This window comes from Scandinavium manionii (assembly GCF_024764775.1).
Taxonomy (GTDB): domain Bacteria; phylum Pseudomonadota; class Gammaproteobacteria; order Enterobacterales; family Enterobacteriaceae; genus Scandinavium; species Scandinavium manionii.
This window is the reverse complement of the sequence record NZ_JALIGC010000034.1, coordinates 238,721-258,406: the sequence shown is the minus strand read 5'-3', so window position 1 is coordinate 258,406 and position 19,686 is coordinate 238,721. Positions and strand designations below refer to the sequence as shown.

Genomic DNA, 19,686 nt, shown 5'->3' with positions numbered 1-19,686 from the left:
TAGGCCCGAGCAAGCGCAGCGCCGTCGGGCGTTTATACGCTTACAGGAACAACCCCGCAAAGCTCGCCGACAGCAAGCTCACCAGCGTCGCGCCGTACACCAGGCGCAGACCAAAGCGCGAAACCGCATTTCCCTGCTTCTCGTTCAGTCCTTTAATCGCGCCCGCCACAATGCCGATAGAAGCAAAGTTAGCAAACGACACCAGGAACACAGACAGAATGCCTAAGCCCCGCGGTGTCATCTGTGCGGCAATCTTTTGCAGCTCAATCATCGCCACAAATTCATTCGCCACCAGTTTGGTCGCCATGATGCTGCCCGCGTTCAGCGCATCGCTCAGTGGAATGCCAATCAGCCATGCCAGGGGATAGAAAACGTAACCGAGGATCTGCTGGAAGCTCAGGCCAAACACCGTCGAGAACAGGGCGTTCACCGCGCTTATCAACGCAATAAAACCAATCAGCATCGCCAGAATAATCATCGCCACTTTAAAACCGGCGAGAATGTATTCCCCGAGCATCTCAAAGAAACTCTGCGACTCATGCATTTTCTCGAGTTTAATCTCCGCTTCGGTATCCGGACGCGTCGGGTTAATCACCGACAGGATAATGAAGGTGCTGAACATATTGAGGATGAGCGCCGCCACGACATATTTCGCGTCGAGCATGGTCATGTATGCGCCGACAATCGACAGCGACACCGTCGACATCGCCGTGGCGGCCATGGTGAAAAGCCGACGAGAGGAAAGGTCTGACAGCACGCCTTTGTAAGCAATGAAGTTTTCCGATTGACCGAGGATAATCGAGCTTACGGCGTTAAATGATTCCAGCTTGCCCATGCCATTCACTTTCGACAGCAGGGTGCCTATCACGCGAATGAAAATCGGCAGAATACGCCAGTGTTGCAGAATGCCGATCAGCGCGGAAATAAAGATAATCGGGCACAGCACGCCTAAGAAGATAAACGCGAGGCCTTTATCGCTCATGCCGCCGAAGACGAAATTGCTGCCCTCTGCGGAGAATTTAAGCAGCGATTCAAATACCCCTGAAACCGATTTAATCAGAACTAAACCGCTTTCGGCGTGCAGGAAAAAGAACGCCAGCGCGATTTCAATAATAATGAGCTGCGTAATATAACGAATACGGATGGTTTTGCGGTCAAAACTGACCAGCCAGGCGAGCGCGAGGATGACCACCAGCGCCAGCAGGAAGTGAAGAATATTAGCCATTTCATTTTTGTTTGCAGGTAAACGGGGCGCATATTTAGCCACAGCGAAGCGGCGGCGTAAACGATTACCTGTTAATAGCCTCAGACTAAATTGCTTTGCCTGATAACGATATCGACTGCAAGTTTTTACAACCTGACATCATTATCCGCACATTTCGCTTGTGTTTCTCTGTGCCGTAATGATAATCACTATCACTCATATTTACGAAACTTTGCATCGATTGACTGCGTTTCACACTGAAGGGTTTCAGGCATGTTTGTTCCATTTCTCATTATGTTACGCGAAGGGCTGGAAGCAGCGCTGATTGTCAGCCTGATAGCGAGCTACCTTAAACGCACGCAACGAGGACGCTGGATTGGCGTCATGTGGATTGGCGTGTTTCTCGCCGCCGCGCTGTGCCTGGGACTCGGCATTTTCATCAACGAAACCACCGGTGAATTTCCGCAGAAAGAGCAGGAAATGTTCGAGGGTATCGTGGCGGTTATCGCGGTGTTTATCCTGACCTGGATGGTGTTCTGGATGCGCAAAGTGTCGCGCAATGTGAAGAAACAACTGGAAGACGCGGTGGATAATGCGCTGCAAAAGGGCAATAACCACGGTTGGGCGCTGATCCTGATGGTCTTTTTCGCCGTGGCGCGTGAAGGGCTGGAATCGGTATTCTTCCTGCTGGCCGCATTCCAGCAGGATCTCGGCATCTGGCCGCCGCTCGGTGCAATGCTCGGGCTGGCGACCGCGGTGGTCCTTGGATTCCTGATTTACTGGGGCGGCATTCGCCTGAATCTTGGCGCGTTCTTCAAATGGACCAGCCTGTTTATTTTGCTGGTGGCTGCAGGGCTTGCCGCCGGGGCGATTCGGGCCTTCCATGAGGCAGGGCTGTGGAATCACTTCCAGGACGTCGCGTTTGATCTCAGTAACACACTTTCTACCCACACGCTGTTTGGCACCCTGCTGGAAGGTATTTTCGGCTATCAGGAAGCGCCAAGCGTCAGCGAAGTGGCGGTGTACTTTATCTATCTGATCCCGGTGCTGGTGCTGTTTTCCATGCCGCCGCGGGCCTCGACGAGTCCTTCTCGTACGGCGTAATCAGCGACAGCAATGATTGACTATTAGTTACAACATACTTATTGAAAGGGATGGGTCATGACGATTAATTTCCGCCGTAGTGCGCTGCAGCTGGGCATCGCTGCGCTGTTCTCTTCTGCGTTCGCTGCGCAGGCCTCCGATATTCCGCAGGTAAAGGTCACGGTCACCGACAAACAGTGTGAACCGATGAACATCACCGTTAACGCTGGCAAAACCCAGTTCAACATCCAGAACCACAGCCAGAAAGCGCTGGAGTGGGAAATCCTCAAAGGGGTGATGGTGGTGGAAGAGCGTGAAAACATTGCGCCGGGCTTCACCCAGAAAATGACCGCCAATCTACAGCCGGGTCGTTATGAAATGACCTGTGGCCTGCTGACTAACCCGAAAGGCACGCTGATTGTTAAAGGTGAAGCCACCGCGGATGCGGCGAAAGCCAACGCCGTGCTGAGCCTGGGTGACGCGATTGCCGACTATAAAACCTACGTGACGGCACAAACCGCAGAGCTGGTGAAAGGCACTCAGGCTTTCACCGACGCGGTGAAAGCGGGCGATATCGAGAAAGCCAAAGCGCTGTACGCCCCGACTCGTCAGTACTACGAACGCATCGAACCGATTGCTGAACTGTTCTCTGACCTCGACGGCAGCATCGATGCCCGTGAAGACGATTACGAGAAGAAAGCGGAAGACCCGAAATTCACCGGCTTCCACCGCCTGGAGAAAGCGCTGTTTGCTGACAACTCCACCAAAGGCATGGAGCACTACGCTACTCAGCTGAACAGCGACGTGCAGGAACTGCAAAAACGCATCAGCGAACTGGCCTTCCCACCGTCAAAAGTGGTGGGCGGTGCTGCCGATCTGATTGAAGAAGTCGCGGCCAGCAAAATAAGCGGTGAAGAAGACCGTTACAGCCATACCGATCTGTGGGATTTCCAGGCTAACGTCGACGGCGCCCAGAAAATTGTCGACCTGTTGCGTCCTCAGCTGCAGAAAGAAAACAGCGCGCTGCTGGCCAAAGTGGATGCCAACTTCAAGAAAGTCGACACCATACTGGCGAAGTACAAAACCAAAGACGGCTACGAGACTTACGATAAGTTGACTGACGCTGACCGCAATGCGCTGAAAGGGCCGGTAACGACACTGGCAGAAGATTTAGCGCAGCTGCGTGGGATCCTCGGACTGGACTAAAGCGTTATGACACAGAGCAAATCGCACGACGTGACCGAGCCATCACGTCGTCGCTTACTGAAAAATATCGGCGCGCTGGGAGGCGCGCTGGCGTTGACCGGGGGTTGCCCGGTCGCCCATGCGGCGAAACCGCAAAGTGCACCGGGGACGCTATCTCCGGATGCGCGAATGGAAACCCAACCGTTCCACGGACTGCATCAGGCGGGCGTGCTGACCCCTCAGCAGGCATCGATGATGCTGGTGGCGTTTGACGTGCTGGCGAGTGATAAAGCTGACCTGACGCGCCTGTTCAAACTGCTGACCGACAGGATAACTTTCCTCACCACCGGTGGGCCCGCGCCCGATACGCCGAACCCGCGACTGCCGCCGATGGATTCCGGGATCCTCGGGGCGTATATCGCGCCGGATAACCTGACCATTACCGTTTCCGTTGGCCAGTCGCTGTTTGACGAGCGCTACGGGCTAGCGGCACACGCGCCGAAAAAACTGCAGCGCATGACGCGTTTCCCCAACGATTCGCTGGATGCGGCCCTGTGTCATGGGGACCTGCTGCTGCAAATCTGCGCTAACACCCAGGACACGGTTATTCACGCTCTGCGTGACATCATCAAGCATTCGCCGGATTTGCTGAGCGTGCGCTGGAAGCGGGAGGGGTTTATCTCTGACCACGCCGCGCGCAGCAAAGGCAAAGAGACGCCGGTGAATCTGCTGGGCTTCAAAGATGGTACTGCCAACCCGGATAGCCATGACGCGAAGCTGATGGATAACATCGTCTGGGTGACGGACGGGCAGGGTGAACCGGCGTGGACTACGGGTGGTTCTTACCAGGCAGTGCGCATTATCCAGTTCCACGTGGAGTTCTGGGACCGTACGCCGCTGAAAGAACAACAGACCATTTTTGGGCGCGATAAGCATTCAGGCGCGCCGTTGGGAATGCAGCACGAGCACGATGTGCCGGACTACGCTAAAGATCCTGATGGTGATGTCATTGCGCTCGACAGCCATATTCGTCTGGCCAACCCGCGCACGCCGGCAACCGATTCAAACCTGATGATGCGCCGCGGCTACAGCTATTCGCTCGGCGTAACTAACTCCGGCCAGCTGGAGATGGGCCTGCTGTTCGTTTGCTACCAGCATGACCTCGAGAAAGGGTTCCTGACCGTGCAGAAGCGGCTCAATGGCGAAGCGCTGGAAGAGTACATCAAGCCTATCGGCGGCGGATATTTCTTTGTTCTGCCGGGCGTAAAAGAACGCACGGGCTACCTCGCACAACCGTTGCTGGAAGCCTGATTATTGTCCTGCCCGTGAGGGCAGGATGGTTACTCTGCTAACAATTTTATCCCTTCCTGTTTTCACACTTTCCCAAAGCATCATTTTTTTGTATTGGCAGGTCATTGATATATTTCTGTAATATTTTTGTCAGATGATGATGACGTTCGGGCAGAACGTAGCTTGGTTGCTCGAAAGTAAAAAATATGTTGCATTTATGATAATTCATGATGTACTTATTACAACAGCGGTAGTTCCCGGCAGTGAGTGAAAGTAGCCACTTAGGAGATCGCGAATGGTAGGGTCCTGTTCTGGACATAAAAGTAAAAATAACCGCACCAAACAGCGCGGAGGCCTCACCTCCGGCAGCGATTTCTTCACCACTGAATTTCCCTCTTCGACAGCAACTCATGACTCCACTGATGTGATGCGCGGTGCGCGTAGTCGTGTCATCACGCCCGATCAACCGGCAAGCAATGGCTTGAAAGGAAGCCAAACCTCAGACGTTAGTGCGCATAATCGTGCCGAAACGGGCACGTGTAATGTTGACCAACAACTCAAGGTGCTATCCATGGGAAGACAAAAAGCAGTGATCAAAGCTCGTCGCGAAGCAAAACGTGTGCTGAGACGGGATTCACGCAGTCATAAACAACGTGAAGAAGAATCGGTCACCTCGCTTGTGCAGATGAGTGGCGTAGAAGCAATTGGCATGGCAAGAGACAGCCGTGATCATTCTCCAATTGAAGCTCGCAATGAAGCTCAGGCGCACTACCTGAATGCTATCGAGAGTAAACAGCTGATTTTCGCCACCGGCGAGGCAGGGTGTGGGAAGACCTGGATCAGCGCAGCAAAAGCAGCAGAGGCCCTGGTTCATAAGGATGTGGACAGGATAATCGTCACCCGTCCGGTTCTGCAGGCCGATGAAGATCTTGGCTTCTTACCCGGGGATATTTCCGAGAAGTTCGCCCCGTATTTCCGCCCGGTCTATGACGTTTTGGTCAGAAGGCTGGGGGCGTCCTTTATGCAATACTGCCTGCGCCCGGAAATCGGCAAGGTAGAGATCGCGCCGTTCGCCTATATGCGCGGACGTACATTTGAAAACGCGGTGGTTATTCTGGACGAGGCCCAGAACGTGACCGCGGCGCAAATGAAGATGTTCCTGACACGCCTCGGGGAAAACGTGACGGTTATCGTTAACGGCGACATCACCCAGTGTGACCTCCCGCGGGGTGTGGTGTCCGGTTTGAGCGATGCGCTGGCACGTTTTGAAGAGGACGATATGGTCGGTATCGTTCGCTTTAACAAAGACGACTGCGTGCGGTCCGCGCTCTGCCAACGTACATTACACGCCTACAACTGAGTCTGGTTTGCCGAAAATAAAGCCCGCGAAATGCGGGCTTTGCTGTTTCTGAGGCGGGGTATTGTTGCCTGATGGCGCTACACTTTTCAGACCTACGGCCCCTGTCGCCAGCCGAGACGCATCTCAATCGTTTTGGCGCTGGATTGTGCCAGTTTGCGTAGGTCCGGCTGAGTCTGATCGACTTTACTAGCCGGGACGACAATCGATACGGTAGCCCGGCAGACGCCACTGGTGTCACAAATCGGTGACGCGATACACGCCACAGAGAAGTCTGATTCGTTAGCCTGAATCGACAGACGCTGTTGCAGCGCGACGGCGGCACTTTGCGCCAGCAGGTGCGGATCGGTTTCTGCCCGACCTGTTGGTGAGGGTGGGGCGGAAGTGGTGAACAATTCGATACGCTCATGTTCACTGAGATGGCCGACCAGCAGGCGTCCGGAAGCCGACCAGTTCAGTGGGATTCGAGTGCCGACTTTCGATGACACATAAAAATGGTCACGCCCTTCGGCCATCGCCAGCACCACCATTTTATCGTTGTCTCTACCGCAAATCTGGATCACTTCACCGCATGTCTCGCTCAAGTTTTCCATCTCCTGGGCGGCGACGGTGAGCAGATCCAACTGACGACTATAGGAAAGCCCGTAATAGTACAGCCGTGGCCCCAACCAGATCAGTCCATTTTTCTGGCGTTCGAGCATGGATTTACTGACCAGATCATCCACTACTGAATAAATAGTAGAGAGCGGAGCGCCTGCCTCTTTAGCCATTTCATAACAGGTGAGTGGGTGTTGATGCTGTTGTAATAAATCCAGAATCTGTAATGCCCGATCGATACCGCTGGTACGCGCACGTTTTTGTGGGGGCGAAAGTCCGTCTGTTTCAGTGCTCATGATCTCTTCCTTCTGCGCATTGACGGGTTAATCTGGCCAGCGTAGTGCGGCCTGCTGACGCTGCAATATGTGTTGCTCAAAGGGGGTAATTATCGCTTCCTTTGATTGCTGTGCAAGATTGAGTTCATCCAGGATTCGCTCCAACACGGTATATTCTTGTTCATGATGCAGGTTACAGGGGTCGAGATAGATATAGCCTTTTTCTGCCTCGTGATCACGCACAATGATGGCGGGGTGGCCCGCTGACAGAAGGTGGCTTAAATCCCATGCGCTTATCTTTGCTTTCTGCGGATCAATAACGATTTTACATCGCTCCAGCGGATTACCTGTTGGATCGGCAACTAACGACACCTTAATCCCTGGTTTTTCCTGCAGGCCGTCGCGCCATATCTGCAAGGCCTGCGTTTCACGCTGACGAACCGCTTGATGGTCGCGCTTTTTCCAGGCCTGAAGTGCGGCCACTACGCCATAAATACTCTCTTTGCCGACTTTCATGCCCCGGCCAATGCCGCGGTTTTGCAGCCAGGCGTTGCGTATCAGTGATTTTCTTCCGGCAATAATGCCGGATGTTGGGCCCCCCAGAAATTTATGCCCGGAGTATATGACCACGTCGGCACCGTCACGCAAGAAACGCTGTAAATCATATTCTGATGCGGCATCGACGATCACCGGGATGTCACGCGCGTGGCAGATTTTACAGAACAGGGACAGTGGTAATTGCCCGTGATCAACCACGTGGTGCGAAACAACATACATAGCGGCAACGGTGCGCTCGGTGATGCTGTTTTCCAGATGATACGGTGAACATTGTGTCGCCTGGCCAATAGCCACGCACTTCGCCCCGGTCAATTTGACTGCCTGGTCGACGGAAGCGCCGTAGTTCACCAGATGCCCGGCCTGCACCAGCACTTCGTTTTGCGGAGTGTGGATATCCGGTAATTGCTCGATCGCCAGCAGATTGTCTTTGGTGATACAGCCCGCAATCACCATCGAAATCGCCGCTGCGCTGGAAGAGGTAATAAAGCCGGCTTCGGCGCCCGTTATTTCAGCGATGACTCCGTTGGCGTAGCGCTGCAACTCTTCCATTTTAACGAACTCGGGCAAAATCTTCTGCATCGCGGCGATAGCTTCAGGGACGACGATGGAGGCACCAAGATAGGTCATAGTGCCCGCCACATTGATAAGCGGGGTGAGGTGGAGTTCGCGACTCAATTCATTGTTTCTCATCTTTTACAGTTTCCTGGTGTTACTCAAAGGCGACGATGGCTTCAATTTCGACAGTAATTTGCGCGGGCAAAGAGGAAAAACCGACTGCCGAACGGGCGTGAATACCCTGTTGACCAAAAACACTGACCAGGAGATCGGAACAGCCGTTGATCACTTTCGGGTGCTCGGCGAATTCACTGTCCGCATTGACCATCCCGAGCAATTTCACCACTTGCTTCACGCGTCCTAAATCCCCCAGCGCTTCATGCATGACCGCCAGCAGGTTGATGCCCGTAAGCCTGGCGTGCTGGTAGGCTTCTTCTACTGAAACATCTCTGCCGACTTTTCCTTGATGCTTTCTATTGTCCGCTTCCACGGGACCCTGTCCGGAGAGAAACAGTAAATTGCCCACAATCACGTGGGAGCTAAAATTCGCTATCGGCGCAGGTGACGCGGGCAGCACGATGCCTTGCTCTGCCAGACGTTGATAAGTAATTCCCTGCAAAGTATCCGTGGTCATGATCAGTTCCTACCCCTGGTGATTGAGTTCATGCAGGCGGACGCAGCTTACCCAGTGCTCGTCGTTCACCTGTTGTTCTTGCGGAATGTTCTGGGCACATGCGTCAGTGGCACTTGGGCAGCGGGTACGAAATACGCAGCCAGATGGCGGAGATATAGGGCTTGGAATATCGCCTTTGAGCACGATGCGCTGTTTCTTTTTCGTTGGGTCCGGTATCGGGGCGGCGGAAAGCAGCGCTTGGGTGTAGGGGTGGCGTGGGCGGGAATACACCTCTCGACAGGGGCCTCGCTCCATAACGCGACCTAAATACATGACGATGACCTCGTCACACAAATACTCGACGACGCTGAGATCATGGGCAATAAAAAGCAGCGTTAGCCCGAGGGATTCCTGCAATTCACCGAGTAAATTCAGTACCTGCGCCTGCACTGACACATCCAGCGCAGAAACGGATTCATCCGCCACAATAAAATCTGGCTCCACGGCAATGGCCCGGGCGATGCCGATGCGCTGACGTTGACCCCCTGAAAATTCATGAGGGTAACGATCCGCATGTTCCGGCTGTAGCCCGACTTGAATCAGCAACGCCTCGATGCGCTTTTTACGTGCTTCACCTGTCGGAAAGCCGCAGGTATTCAGCGCTTCGGCGATGATTTGCGCCACTTTCATTCGTGGATTGAGGCTGGAAAACGGATCCTGAAAGATTATCTGCATTTTTTGGCGATAACGTTTCATCGCTTTTGGCGGGAGCGCCAGCACATCGGTATCGTCAAAAAACACTTTGCCGGAGGTGGGTTCCAGCAGACGTAAAATTGCTCGTCCGGCGGTGGTTTTCCCTGAACCCGATTCGCCGACCAGCCCCACGGTGCTGCCACGTTTTATATCGAAGGTGAGCGATTCAACCGCGTGAACTGTGCGCCCATCCGGCGTTTTAAAATACTGGCACAACCCTTCGACGCGTAATAACGGCAGGGATGGGGTGGTTAATATTTCACTCATGATGGTCACTCCAGATACAACGCGACAATGCGCCATTGCGTGTGGGCAGGAGTTTTGGGCGCTCCGTCAAACAGGCATTGCTGACATGTTCACAGCGGGGAGAGAACGCACATCCTGCGGGCAAGTTGCTTAACGGCGGGACTGAGCCCGGGATAGCATAAAGTTGTCCGCGAGAGGTTTCTGAGGCAGCCACATGATTATTGGGCGTGCAGGCCAGTAGCCCGCGGGTGTAGGGGTGCTGCGGATGAGCGAATAGCGTATCGACCGGAGCGTGTTCCACAACGCGTCCGGCATACATAACCACCACATCCTGGGCGATTTCCGCCACCACACCAAGATTATGCGTGATGAAAATCATGCTCATTCCCATCTCACGCTGCAGGTTTTTGAGCAAATCGAGTATTTGTGCCTGAATAGTGACATCCAGCGCTGTTGTGGGTTCATCGGCAATCAGTAGCGAAGGATTGCAGGAGAGGGCCAGGGCTATCATCACGCGCTGACGCATCCCGCCTGACATGCTGTGGGGATAATCATCAATACGCGTCGCGGCGGCGGGGATCTCGACTTTTTCCAACATTTGAATAGCCCGGCGGCGCGCGTCCTGTTTGGACATGGGCTGATGCAGGGTGATCATTTCCATGATTTGTTCGCCGACCGTGAACAGTGGGTTCAGGCTGGTCATCGGTTCCTGAAAAATCATGGCAATCTCTTTGCCGCGGAGGGTCTGATACTGCGCAGGCGTAAAATTATCCAGGCGCAAATTCTCCTGTTTACGGTTGCGGTAAAGAATTTCGCCTCCGGCTATCCGCCCATTTTTTGCCAGCAACCCCATGATCGATAAGCTGGTAACCGATTTTCCCGAACCGGATTCGCCGACGACGGCCAGCGTTTGTCCACGCTTCAGGTCAAAGGTGACACCATCAACCGGCATCACACTTTGACGCTTCTGGTCAAAACAAATTTGCAGTTCGTTGACCGACAAAATGACATCGTCATGATGGGCTGACGTCATACATGCCCCCCGCAGGTGCAGTGCGTGGTGGTCTCAGTGGGCTGATAGCGTGAGGCTTCCCAGAATTGAGCCCCAAGTACGGTAAAGCGGGGATCAAATACCTGCTTCAGCGCACTTGGCACGCCTTTAGAATCACGTACCACCAAATCAGAATCGTTCAAATCGAATAGGGTGAAGTTGGCGCGATCCCCTGATTGCAGACCGTTCGGGTAAGGGCGATTGATAACCTGGCGCGGACGGGTGCTGGAAGCATGGATAACATCCACAAGCGGCATACCGAGCGACAGCAACTTCGACATGGTGGTGGACATATCCCATACGGAGCCTGCCATCGAGCGCTTATGAATATCAGTGGAAATGGTGTCAGGTAGCAGCTTATTACCCAAGGCCGCTTTGGCCACATCGAAGGAGAAGGAGGCCCCGCCGTGGCCGACATCCATCACCACACCCCGTGCCTGGGAGGTTTCCACCAGGCGATAGAGTTCTTCGTCTTCGAGAATTGAGCCGCCGATTTTGCCATTAAAGCAGTGGGTAATAATGTCACCTTCGCCCAACTCTTTCAGCACATCGTCGTACAATGGCAGCGGTTCACCGACGTGAACCATAATGGGTAATTTGAGGATTCGACCCAGTTTTTTGGCGAGTTTGACCGGGGCGATATCCCAGCCTCCCGTGATGGTCCCACTGGCACGGACTTTTAAACCGACGATTAAATCGCGGTTGGCTTCGACCGTGGCGGCAATGCGGTCAACATCGACCGAGGCCAGTCCGGTTAATTCGCTAACGCGGTTACAAGCGACCAGGCCAATGGATCCCAGATTCAAAAACGCAAAAATGTCTTCACTGGCCGATTCTATTATCAGCTCGCGTAAGCCATGGAAGTTCGCCTCCCCTGCGGAACCGGCATCGACCAGCGTGGTGACGCCACGCGACAGGCCGCATACTTCGGGCTTAATAGAGATATCGGTGCCGCCATACCAGATGTGGGTGTGTAAATCTGTCCAACCCGGCGACAGCCAGCTGCGGTTGCCGTTGATTATCTTAACGTCACGGGTTGGACGGATATTTGCCGCAGCGTGCATCACGCGTCCGTCGCTACCAATCAAAATATCTACACAGCCGTTTTCGGTTTGTGGCATCGCCGCCGCAAAGCCAATTGGCTTCACTGCCTTGATCAATAACGCTTCTTGAATTTGTGTATTGTCAGTATTCATCAGGCACCTTTTGCAAGTCGAGGATCGAGTAAGTCGCGCAACCCATCGCCCAGTAACTGGAGCGACAGAACGGTAATCACAATGGCAAGACCGGGGAACAGCATGATCCAGCTGGCCTGATCCATATATTGACGGCCCTGGCTTATCATCGTGCCCCAAGTTGGAATATCCGGCGAAACGCCGACGCCCAGGAAGGACAGACCGGCCTCCGCCAGAATGGCGTTGGCAAAAATAAACGTACACTGCACTAACAGTGGCGACGTCAGGTTGCGCAGAATATGACGATATAAAATCACCGGTGTTGGTACGGCCAGAGCTTTGGCGGCTTCAACGTACGGCAGTTCACGGATGACCAGAGTCGATGCGCGAATCACCCTTGCCATTCGCGGCGTGTAAACAATCCCCAACGCGATAACTACGTTCGTAGAGGAGGGGCCAAGTGCGGCGACCAGTGCAATTGCCAGCAGGATGTCCGGGAACGCCATCATGGCGTCAATCAGTCGTGAAAGAGGGGCATCTAATGCGCGGAAATATCCTGCAAGTAAGCCGAGTAATACGCCGGTGATAGAGGTGAAAACCACCACGGAAATGCCCACGCTTAACGACGTTTGTCCGGCGAACAGGATTCTGGAAAAGACATCCCGCCCTAGTTCATCGGTACCCATAATATGGAGCAGGTCCGGGGCCTTAAGACGATGGATAATGGCCAGTTGGCCAGGATTGAAAGGCGCAAGCCAGGGTGCCAGCGCGGCGCTGACGACAATCAGGCCGAGTAAAACCGCGGCAATGGCAGTCGTCGGTCGCGACATTAACTGCCAGAAAAAGGAATCCTGGCGTGCGCTTGTGTTTACAACGAGTGAAATAGACATCAGTAACGTACCCTCGGATCAATCCACAGATACAACATATCGACCGCGAAATTCATCAGCACATACAGGCCAGAAATGACCAGCAACGTACCCTGAATAACGGGATAATCCCTGCGTAATACCGCCGAAACGGTGAGGCTACCGACGCCTGGGATACCAAATACTGTTTCGGTGACGATCGCGCCCGAAATAAGCAGTGCGGCGGTCAGTCCGATAACGGTTACTACGGGGATGAGCGCATTTTTAAATGCGTGTTTTACCACCACGCGATACTCGGACATCCCTTTAGCCCGCGCGGTACGTACGTAATCATCATTCAGTACATCGAGCATACTGGCGCGGGTAAAACGCATAATCAGGGCTGAACACACCGCACCCAATGAAAGTGCAGGTAGCAACAGATGATTCATTCGTTCGCCAAAGGTGGCCGTGGGGCCGCCATAGCCTGAGGTATCGAACCAGCCGAGTTTGACGGCAAAGAACTGAATAAAGAGCAGGCCCAGCCAGAAAGAGGGAATACTGGCTGAAAGCATGGCCACGGATGTGGCGATTTGGTCGAACCATGATCCGCGGTAGTAAGCGGATAAAATCCCGACAGGTAGAGCGATAAGCGTCGCTACCAGCAACGCCATCAGCGTCAGGAAAAAGGTCGGTTCAGCCCGCTGCCACAGAGCTTCTGTCACCGGGATATTCAGGAATATAGAGCGACCTAAGTCTCCATGCAGCACCCCGATTATGTAGTGAAAAAACTGCTGCCACAGTGGGGCATTTAACCCCATCTGATCGCGCAGGGCGGCAATATCAGCGCCGGTTGCATCAGGTCCTAACATAACCGCAGCAGGATCGCCGGGCGTAATATGGACAATCAGAAACACGAGGCTAATGACAATAGCCATCACGACGGCCATGCCAAATAAACGATGTAACGTTGAACGTATCATCCAGAACCTCTGCGTGTTATTGGGTGAGATAGGCATTCCAGAAATACGGCCATGGCGCAGGCGTGACGCCCTGTAAACGCGGGGACTGCGCGGCCAGGGCATTAAAGTTTCCGACTTTAAACATCGGCACGTCTTCATAAATGGCTTTCTGCACATTGGCCCATAACGCTATGCGCTTTTGCGGATCTGTCTCGCTATTAAAAGCCTGTAAGGCAGCATGTTTTTTATCGGTGCTCCACCAACCTGGTGAGGTGTCAGACATGATGCCGGTCAGTGAAGGTTCTGGCAGGAAAGGGCTGTGGCTGATGTACATATCCCAGCGCGCAGGGTTCGCGCGGTTTTGAGTCAACGATGCCCATTCCTGAACATCAAGCTGGACTTTAAATCCTGCGGCTTCCAGGTAGGCCTGAGCCACCTGCGCAAGCTTGTAGTGGAACTCATACTGGCGGCTGGTCAGAATGCGCAGCGGCTGACCCTGATAATTTGCCTGCTTCAACAGTTGCTGTGCTTTGGCGGTATCGCCCATTGACCGATAAAGCGACGTATCCTCTTCGGTATGCCAGATATTTCCTTTGGGGTACATCGCGCCATCAAGGGTGAAAAACTCAGGGGAACCGAACGCTGCAGTCATCATATCTTGCGGTGCCAGTGCGGCCTGAATAGCTTTCCTTATCAGAATATTCGACGCCACCCCTTGTTTGGTGTTCATGACAAATACTGGCCAACCGTAGGGTTTCAGCAGGACAGGTTTATCTTTTCCACCCTGTATCTTGTTAAAGGATTCCACCGGCAGCGAGTCGACATACTCAAACTGACCGGAAATCGCACCTTCAACACGCGTATTGGGATCGGTGACCGGCACAAAACGGATCTCATCCAGATACTGCTTACGTGCGCCGCCGTAGCCATCGGGAGCACCCTCCAGGTTGTGATAACCCACAAATCGAACCAGTTGAATAAAGCGATCGGGTTGATGGGATTTTAATTGGTAAGGCCCAGTACCTATGAACGTGGTCAATGGAGATTCTGTGGTTTGCGCCTCCGGCATGATGACAGCCGCTGAATTGTTAAGCGACAGCAGTGCCAGCATCGGCGCATAGGGCTGGTTCAGAACAATTTTGATGGTGTAATCGTCGGGCGCGGAGAGTTCGGTAATTTTTTCTGCGGTCTGACGTCCACGACTGGAAATTTTCTCCCAGCGTTGTAATGACGCGAGTACATCTTTTGCCGTCATCGGCTGGCCATTATGGAATGTAACGCCATGACGCAGTGGGATCACATACGTTTTGCCGTCGTCAGAAAGGGTTGGCATTGCGTTGGCGAGCAGCGGAATCACTTGGCTTTTGCCGTTAAAGGTATATAGCGTTTCGAAAATGTGTTGGGTAATGGTTCCCACCAGGTCAGCGGTCGAGACCATCGGGTCAAGGGTGGGAGGCTCGCCAATCATGGCGACATTGATAATGCCGCCTTTCGCAGGCTCACTTTGTGCGGAAACACTTACACAGCTTAACGTCAGTAAGGCGACAAGGGTGTACCGTAATATTTTGCGCATGTATTGTTACCCTGTTTCACAATTATGGAATATATGTTTTATTTGTGTAACCGGGATGTAAAATTGCAGTTTCCGAAAAGGGGGTCAAATACTTTTGGTCCCGTATTGTATTTTCTGAATCTGATTCACATTTTGGGGTGGTTTTTGAGCGAAAAGCGAAGGAAGGGTAGGCAAACCGTGTAAGGCAGCGCGAAGCTGGACTCCGTGGCCTGTTCTACAGACGAAAAAAAAGCCCGTACTTTCGTACGAGCTCTTCTTCAAATATGGCGGTGAGGGGGGGATTCGAACCCCCGATACGTTGCCGTATACACACTTTCCAGGCGTGCTCCTTCAGCCACTCGGACACCTCACCATATTGTATCGCTGCCTTTCCTCTCGGGGGCAACGGGGCGCTACTATAGGGAGTTGGATGAAAACGGTCAAGAATATTTTCCTGTTTTTGGCGTGTTCGGTTAAGCAATGAACACCCCTTCGCGGTTCCGCTTTTATTTACCTCCCATTGCGATGATTTCCTCCGCTTTCCAGCAACGCGTGGCATGGTTGTCTGTCAACCTGCGCAACGGTTGAGGCACTGCGCAGCCACTTTCAGCCCACGGACAGCGCTCGCGAAAATAGCAGCCTGTCGGGAGATGGCGGTTACCGGGCAGCTCGGTGTTTTGCGGCGCTTCGCCCAGCGGGGTGTCGAGGCGGGGCACGGATTCCATCAGCAGCCGGGTATAAGGATGGGCCGGTGCTTCGAGCACGCTTTGAGTCTCGCCCATTTCCACCACCTGGCCGAGATACATCACCGCCACGCGGTCGCTCATATGACGCACTACCGAGACGTTATGCGAAATGAGAATGTAGGTCAGATTTTGCTGTCGCTGCAACGTCACCAGCAGATTCAGGATTTGCGCCTGTACTGAAATATCCAGTGCCGAGGTGGGTTCGTCGAGCACCATAATATCGGGCTGGGCAGATAACGCGCGGGCGATAGCGATACGCTGTCGCTGCCCGCCGGAAAAGGCGTGCGGTGGGCGGTCAAGATACTCTGGCCGTACCCCGACCTGTTGCGCCAGTTTTTCTGCCAGCGCCCGGCGCACTTTTTCACTGGAGCGTGATGCAATCCATACCGGCTCCGTGATAATGCGCCAGACCGGCAGCCGTGGATCAAGGGAGGAGAGCGGATCCTGAAACACCATCTGCATTCCGCCTCCAGGTCTGTCTGCCGGTAAGCGGGAACGATCGAGCTGGCCTGTGCCCGGCGTCAGCATTCCCATCAACAGTTTTGCCAGGGTGCTTTTGCCGCAGCCAGATTCTCCCACAATGCCCAGCGTTTCGCCGCGTCGTACCGTTAAATCCAGGCCATTGAGCGCATGAACATATTCGGTCACCTTACCGAGCCAGTTTCTCCGGGACGGGAAGGCAAGGTGAACATCGGTCAGTTCGAGCAGGCAATCAGACATGCGCGTTCTCCTGTTGTGGATACCAGCAGGCGATGGCCCGACTGCCGTCATCCAGCGGACGTAAAGGGGGCACGTTGCCACAGGCTTCACCCGCGGCGAAGCAGCGCTCGCGGAAGACACAGCCTGTCGGTAAATTTGCCAGGTTGGGCACCGTTCCAGGAATAGAAGGCAGCGTTGAACGAGGCTCGCGGAATTCTGGCGCGCTGTTCAGCAAACCGAGGGTGTAAGGATGTTGTGGATGGTTCAACAAGCTGTGCGTATCCCCGCTTTCGATTACCGATCCGGCGTACATCACATACAAACGGTCACAAAGCTGGGCGATGATCGCCATATCATGGCTAATAAACAGGACGGCGGTACCCGTGGCTTTTGCTTTTTGTTTCAGCAGCCGCAGCACCTGGCGCTGGACTGTCACATCCAGCGCGGTAGTCGGTTCATCGGCAATCAGCAGGTCCGGATCGCACGAGAAGGCGAGGGCAATCATCACCCGCTGACGCATCCCGCCGGAAAGTTCAAAAGGGTAGCGGTCCATCACCTGTAACGGATCGGCTATTTGCATATCGGTTAACAGCGAGGCGGCATGCGTGCGGGCATCGCGGACTGATAACCTGCGGTGCTGCCGAATCACATCGACCATCTGTTTGCCAATGCGGCGTGTAGGATTGAGGGCGGTCATCGGCTCCTGGAAGATCATCGCCACCCGACGGCCACGTAGCGTTCGTAAGGTTTTCTCCGGCGCTGTCAGCATATCAGTACCGAGCAGGTTCACGCTGCCGCTATTGATATGGTAGCTATCGGACGGGATCAGGCGCATCGCGACCATTGCCGTCACTGATTTACCGGATCCTGACTCACCCACCACACCGACGATTTCCCCACGGTTAACGTGCAGGGAAACCGCGTTCAGTACATGCGCCTCGCTTTGATAGAGCGGGAAGCTTAAACGCAGGTCCTGAATGCTTAATACCTGTTCGCTCATCACTGACGCTCTCCCGATTTCGGATCCAGCAGGTCCTGAATTCCGTCGCCAAACAGATTAAACCCCACTGCGGTAATCAGTATGGCAGCCCCAGGAAAGGCGCAATACCACCACTGATCAAGCACATAATTGCGCCCATTAGCGACCATCGCTCCCCATTCTGCCGTCGGTTGTTGCGCTCCCAGACCGATAAACCCCAGTGTTGCGGCCATCAGAATGGCGCTGCCGATATCCAGCGATGCCTGAACGACCAGCGGCGGCAGGGCATTACGCAAAATATGCCAACTGATCAAATGCCAACGGGAGGCGCCAAAGGTGACGGATGCCTCAACAAAGGTGTGCTGACGCACCACCAGCGTCTGGCCGCGCGCCAGGCGTACATAAAACGGAATGCGCACAATGGCGATGGCCAGCATAGCGTTGAACAGGCTGGGGCCGAGTGCCGCCGCCAGCGCCATGGTCAGCACCAGTGAGGGAATCGACAACATGATGTCCATCAGCCGCATAATAAGGGCGTCGCTGCGCCCGCCGAGCACACCGGAAAGGCAGCCCAGCAGCGAACCACTGATCCCGGCGATAAGCACCACCGCCAGCCCGGCGGCCACCGACTGCTGGCTGCCAATCAACACCCGGCTAAAGAGATCCCGTCCGACTTCATCGGTCCCGAACCAGTGGGCAAGAGACGGCGCCTGCAAACGGGCGGAGAGATCGATAGCATTCGGATCGTGTGGCACCAGCCACGGGGAGAAGACCATTAGCAGTAGCACCAGCACCATGATCCCACCGCCGATAAGGGTTAACGGGCTTTTACGTAACAGCCACAGTCGGCGTTTCCAGATTAGTGCGGGGTTCCTTTTCACCACCGCCAGCGGTTGTTGCTGGGTCATTATCATTGTTTTTCTCCCCTTCCAACGCGCGGATCAATCCACAAATACAATAAATCAACGGCCAGATTCACCAGCACGTAAGCAAACGACACCACGATGGCGAAGCCCATCACCGCCGGGAAATCGAGGGACTGAATAGAGGTCACAACGTAAGCCCCCATCCCGGGCCAGGAGAACACCGTTTCGGTGAGTACCGCGCCGTACAACAGGTCTCCGAGTGCCAGCCCCAGTACCGTGACGGAAGGGATCAGCGCATTCGGCAGGGCGTAGCGCACCACGATGGTGAACTTGCTCAGACCGCTTGCCAGCGCGGTGCGGACATAATCTTCGCTCAGTTGTTCCAGCATCGCGGAGCGGATCTGGCGGGCGACAATCCCGACGTGCACAAACGCCAGCGTTAAAGCAGGCAATATCAGGTGCTGTAGCGCGTTGAAGAACACCTCCATATCTCCGGCCAGCAGCGAATCAATGAGATAGAAACCGGTGATACGGGCCGGCGGGTCAAGCCAGTCATCAAGCCGTCCGCTACCCGGTAGCAGATTGAGCTTGCCGTAAAACAGCACGATAACCCCGAGTCCCAACCAGAATGCTGGAGTGGAGATTCCGGTCAGCGCCATCAGTCGCACCAGATGATCGGTCCAGCGATTGCGGTAAACTGCCGACAGCACCCCCAGGGGGACACCGACAATCAGCGCAATAAACAAGGCACAGATTGCCAGCTCAAGGGTCGCAGGGAAAAAGGCCCGCAAATCTTCCAGCACCGGGCGGCCGGTACGGATGGAGGTGCCCAAATCGCCGTGGGCCAGGGCGTTGACATAATGGGCGAATTGCTGCCACAGCGGCAGATCCAGCCCCAGTTGATGACGAATGTGCTGCACAATTTCATCGCTGGCTCGCTCACCAGCCAACAGCCGCGCCGGGTCGCCGGGGATCAGGTGTGAAATAATAAAGGTGATCACACAAACCCCGATGACGACCAGAACCAGTCCCCAGCAGCGCTGGCGTAGTAAACTCCAGAAACTCATATTGACGCCCTCTGCCAGGCCCGAA

General features: G+C 54.3%; 18 protein-coding genes and 1 tRNA gene. 4 read left to right on the top strand and 15 right to left on the bottom strand.

Features of this window, described 5'->3' with window-relative positions:
- Nucleotides 1-40: 40 nt before the first annotated feature.
- On the bottom strand, nucleotides 41-1,225 hold the full coding sequence (locus MUU51_RS06145) for a NupC/NupG family nucleoside CNT transporter (protein WP_159773208.1): 1,185 nt from the start codon (nucleotides 1,223-1,225) through the stop codon (nucleotides 41-43).
- 252 nt (nucleotides 1,226-1,477) lie between these two features.
- Here MUU51_RS06145 and efeU point away from each other — a divergent pair, with 252 nt between their 5' ends.
- The 4 genes from efeU (at nucleotide 1,478) to phoH (ending at nucleotide 6,122) form a co-directional block, all read left to right on the top strand.
- A complete protein-coding gene (efeU, locus tag MUU51_RS06140) occupies nucleotides 1,478-2,308 on the top strand; it encodes an iron uptake transporter permease EfeU (protein ID WP_159773206.1) in 831 nt (276 codons plus the stop codon).
- A gap of 57 nt (nucleotides 2,309-2,365) precedes the next feature.
- Entirely contained in the window at nucleotides 2,366-3,493 is a 1,128-nt protein-coding gene (gene efeO / locus MUU51_RS06135; protein WP_258967346.1) for an iron uptake system protein EfeO, read from the top strand.
- A gap of 6 nt (nucleotides 3,494-3,499) precedes the next feature.
- Nucleotides 3,500-4,783, top strand: a complete 1,284-nt coding sequence (gene efeB / locus MUU51_RS06130) for an iron uptake transporter deferrochelatase/peroxidase subunit (protein ID WP_159773202.1) — start codon at nucleotides 3,500-3,502, stop codon at nucleotides 4,781-4,783.
- Between the two features lie 550 nt (nucleotides 4,784-5,333).
- A complete protein-coding gene (gene phoH, locus MUU51_RS06125; protein ID WP_168713829.1) occupies nucleotides 5,334-6,122 on the top strand; it encodes a phosphate starvation-inducible protein PhoH in 789 nt (262 codons plus the stop codon).
- 92 nt (nucleotides 6,123-6,214) lie between these two features.
- Here the strand turns inward: phoH and MUU51_RS06120 are convergent, their stop codons facing one another.
- The 14 genes from MUU51_RS06120 to MUU51_RS06055 form a co-directional block, all read right to left on the bottom strand.
- Nucleotides 6,215-7,012, bottom strand: a complete 798-nt coding sequence (locus MUU51_RS06120; RefSeq protein WP_258967345.1) for an IclR family transcriptional regulator — start codon at nucleotides 7,010-7,012, stop codon at nucleotides 6,215-6,217.
- Nucleotides 7,013-7,039: 27 nt separating this feature from the next.
- Nucleotides 7,040-8,239, bottom strand: coding sequence for an aminotransferase class V-fold PLP-dependent enzyme (locus MUU51_RS06115; RefSeq protein WP_258967344.1), 1,200 nt, complete (start codon nucleotides 8,237-8,239; stop codon nucleotides 7,040-7,042).
- Between the two features lie 19 nt (nucleotides 8,240-8,258).
- Nucleotides 8,259-8,738 carry a RidA family protein gene (locus MUU51_RS06110; RefSeq protein ID WP_258967343.1) on the bottom strand — a complete coding sequence of 160 codons (480 nt, stop codon included), beginning with the start codon at nucleotides 8,736-8,738 and terminating at the stop codon, nucleotides 8,259-8,261.
- 9 nt (nucleotides 8,739-8,747) lie between these two features.
- Entirely contained in the window at nucleotides 8,748-9,737 is a 990-nt protein-coding gene (locus MUU51_RS06105; protein WP_258967342.1) for an ABC transporter ATP-binding protein, read from the bottom strand.
- A complete protein-coding gene (locus MUU51_RS06100; protein ID WP_159775071.1) occupies nucleotides 9,730-10,749 on the bottom strand; it encodes an ABC transporter ATP-binding protein in 1,020 nt (339 codons plus the stop codon). Before MUU51_RS06100 ends, MUU51_RS06105 begins: the two co-directional genes overlap by 8 nt.
- Nucleotides 10,746-11,963 carry an amidohydrolase/deacetylase family metallohydrolase gene (locus MUU51_RS06095; RefSeq protein WP_159775073.1) on the bottom strand — a complete coding sequence of 406 codons (1,218 nt, stop codon included), beginning with the start codon at nucleotides 11,961-11,963 and terminating at the stop codon, nucleotides 10,746-10,748. Before MUU51_RS06095 ends, MUU51_RS06100 begins: the two co-directional genes overlap by 4 nt.
- Nucleotides 11,963-12,832 (bottom strand): ABC transporter permease, encoded by an 870-nt coding sequence (locus MUU51_RS06090; protein WP_159775075.1) that lies wholly within the window; start codon nucleotides 12,830-12,832, stop codon nucleotides 11,963-11,965. Before MUU51_RS06090 ends, MUU51_RS06095 begins: the two co-directional genes overlap by 1 nt.
- Entirely contained in the window at nucleotides 12,832-13,773 is a 942-nt protein-coding gene (locus MUU51_RS06085) for an ABC transporter permease (RefSeq protein ID WP_159775077.1), read from the bottom strand. The genes MUU51_RS06090 and MUU51_RS06085 overlap by 1 nt, the downstream gene beginning before the upstream one ends.
- Before the next feature lie 16 nt (nucleotides 13,774-13,789).
- On the bottom strand, nucleotides 13,790-15,325 hold the full coding sequence (locus MUU51_RS06080; protein ID WP_159775079.1) for an ABC transporter substrate-binding protein: 1,536 nt from the start codon (nucleotides 15,323-15,325) through the stop codon (nucleotides 13,790-13,792).
- A 264-nt stretch (nucleotides 15,326-15,589) separates the two neighbouring features.
- Nucleotides 15,590-15,677: transfer RNA gene (locus MUU51_RS06075), tRNA-Ser, on the bottom strand.
- Between the two features lie 133 nt (nucleotides 15,678-15,810).
- The gene (locus MUU51_RS06070; RefSeq protein WP_258967341.1) at nucleotides 15,811-16,770 is read right to left on the bottom strand and encodes an oligopeptide/dipeptide ABC transporter ATP-binding protein; all 960 of its coding nucleotides are present in this window, start codon (nucleotides 16,768-16,770) and stop codon (nucleotides 15,811-15,813) included.
- Complete coding sequence (locus MUU51_RS06065) at nucleotides 16,763-17,749, bottom strand: ABC transporter ATP-binding protein (RefSeq protein WP_258967340.1); 987 nt, start codon at nucleotides 17,747-17,749, stop codon at nucleotides 16,763-16,765. Before MUU51_RS06065 ends, MUU51_RS06070 begins: the two co-directional genes overlap by 8 nt.
- On the bottom strand, nucleotides 17,749-18,642 hold the full coding sequence (gene ddpC, locus MUU51_RS06060) for a D,D-dipeptide ABC transporter permease (protein WP_258967339.1): 894 nt from the start codon (nucleotides 18,640-18,642) through the stop codon (nucleotides 17,749-17,751). The genes MUU51_RS06065 and ddpC overlap by 1 nt, the downstream gene beginning before the upstream one ends.
- Nucleotides 18,639-19,661 carry an ABC transporter permease gene (locus MUU51_RS06055; protein ID WP_159775087.1) on the bottom strand — a complete coding sequence of 341 codons (1,023 nt, stop codon included), beginning with the start codon at nucleotides 19,659-19,661 and terminating at the stop codon, nucleotides 18,639-18,641. Before MUU51_RS06055 ends, ddpC begins: the two co-directional genes overlap by 4 nt.
- Nucleotides 19,662-19,686 lie beyond the last annotated feature (25 nt).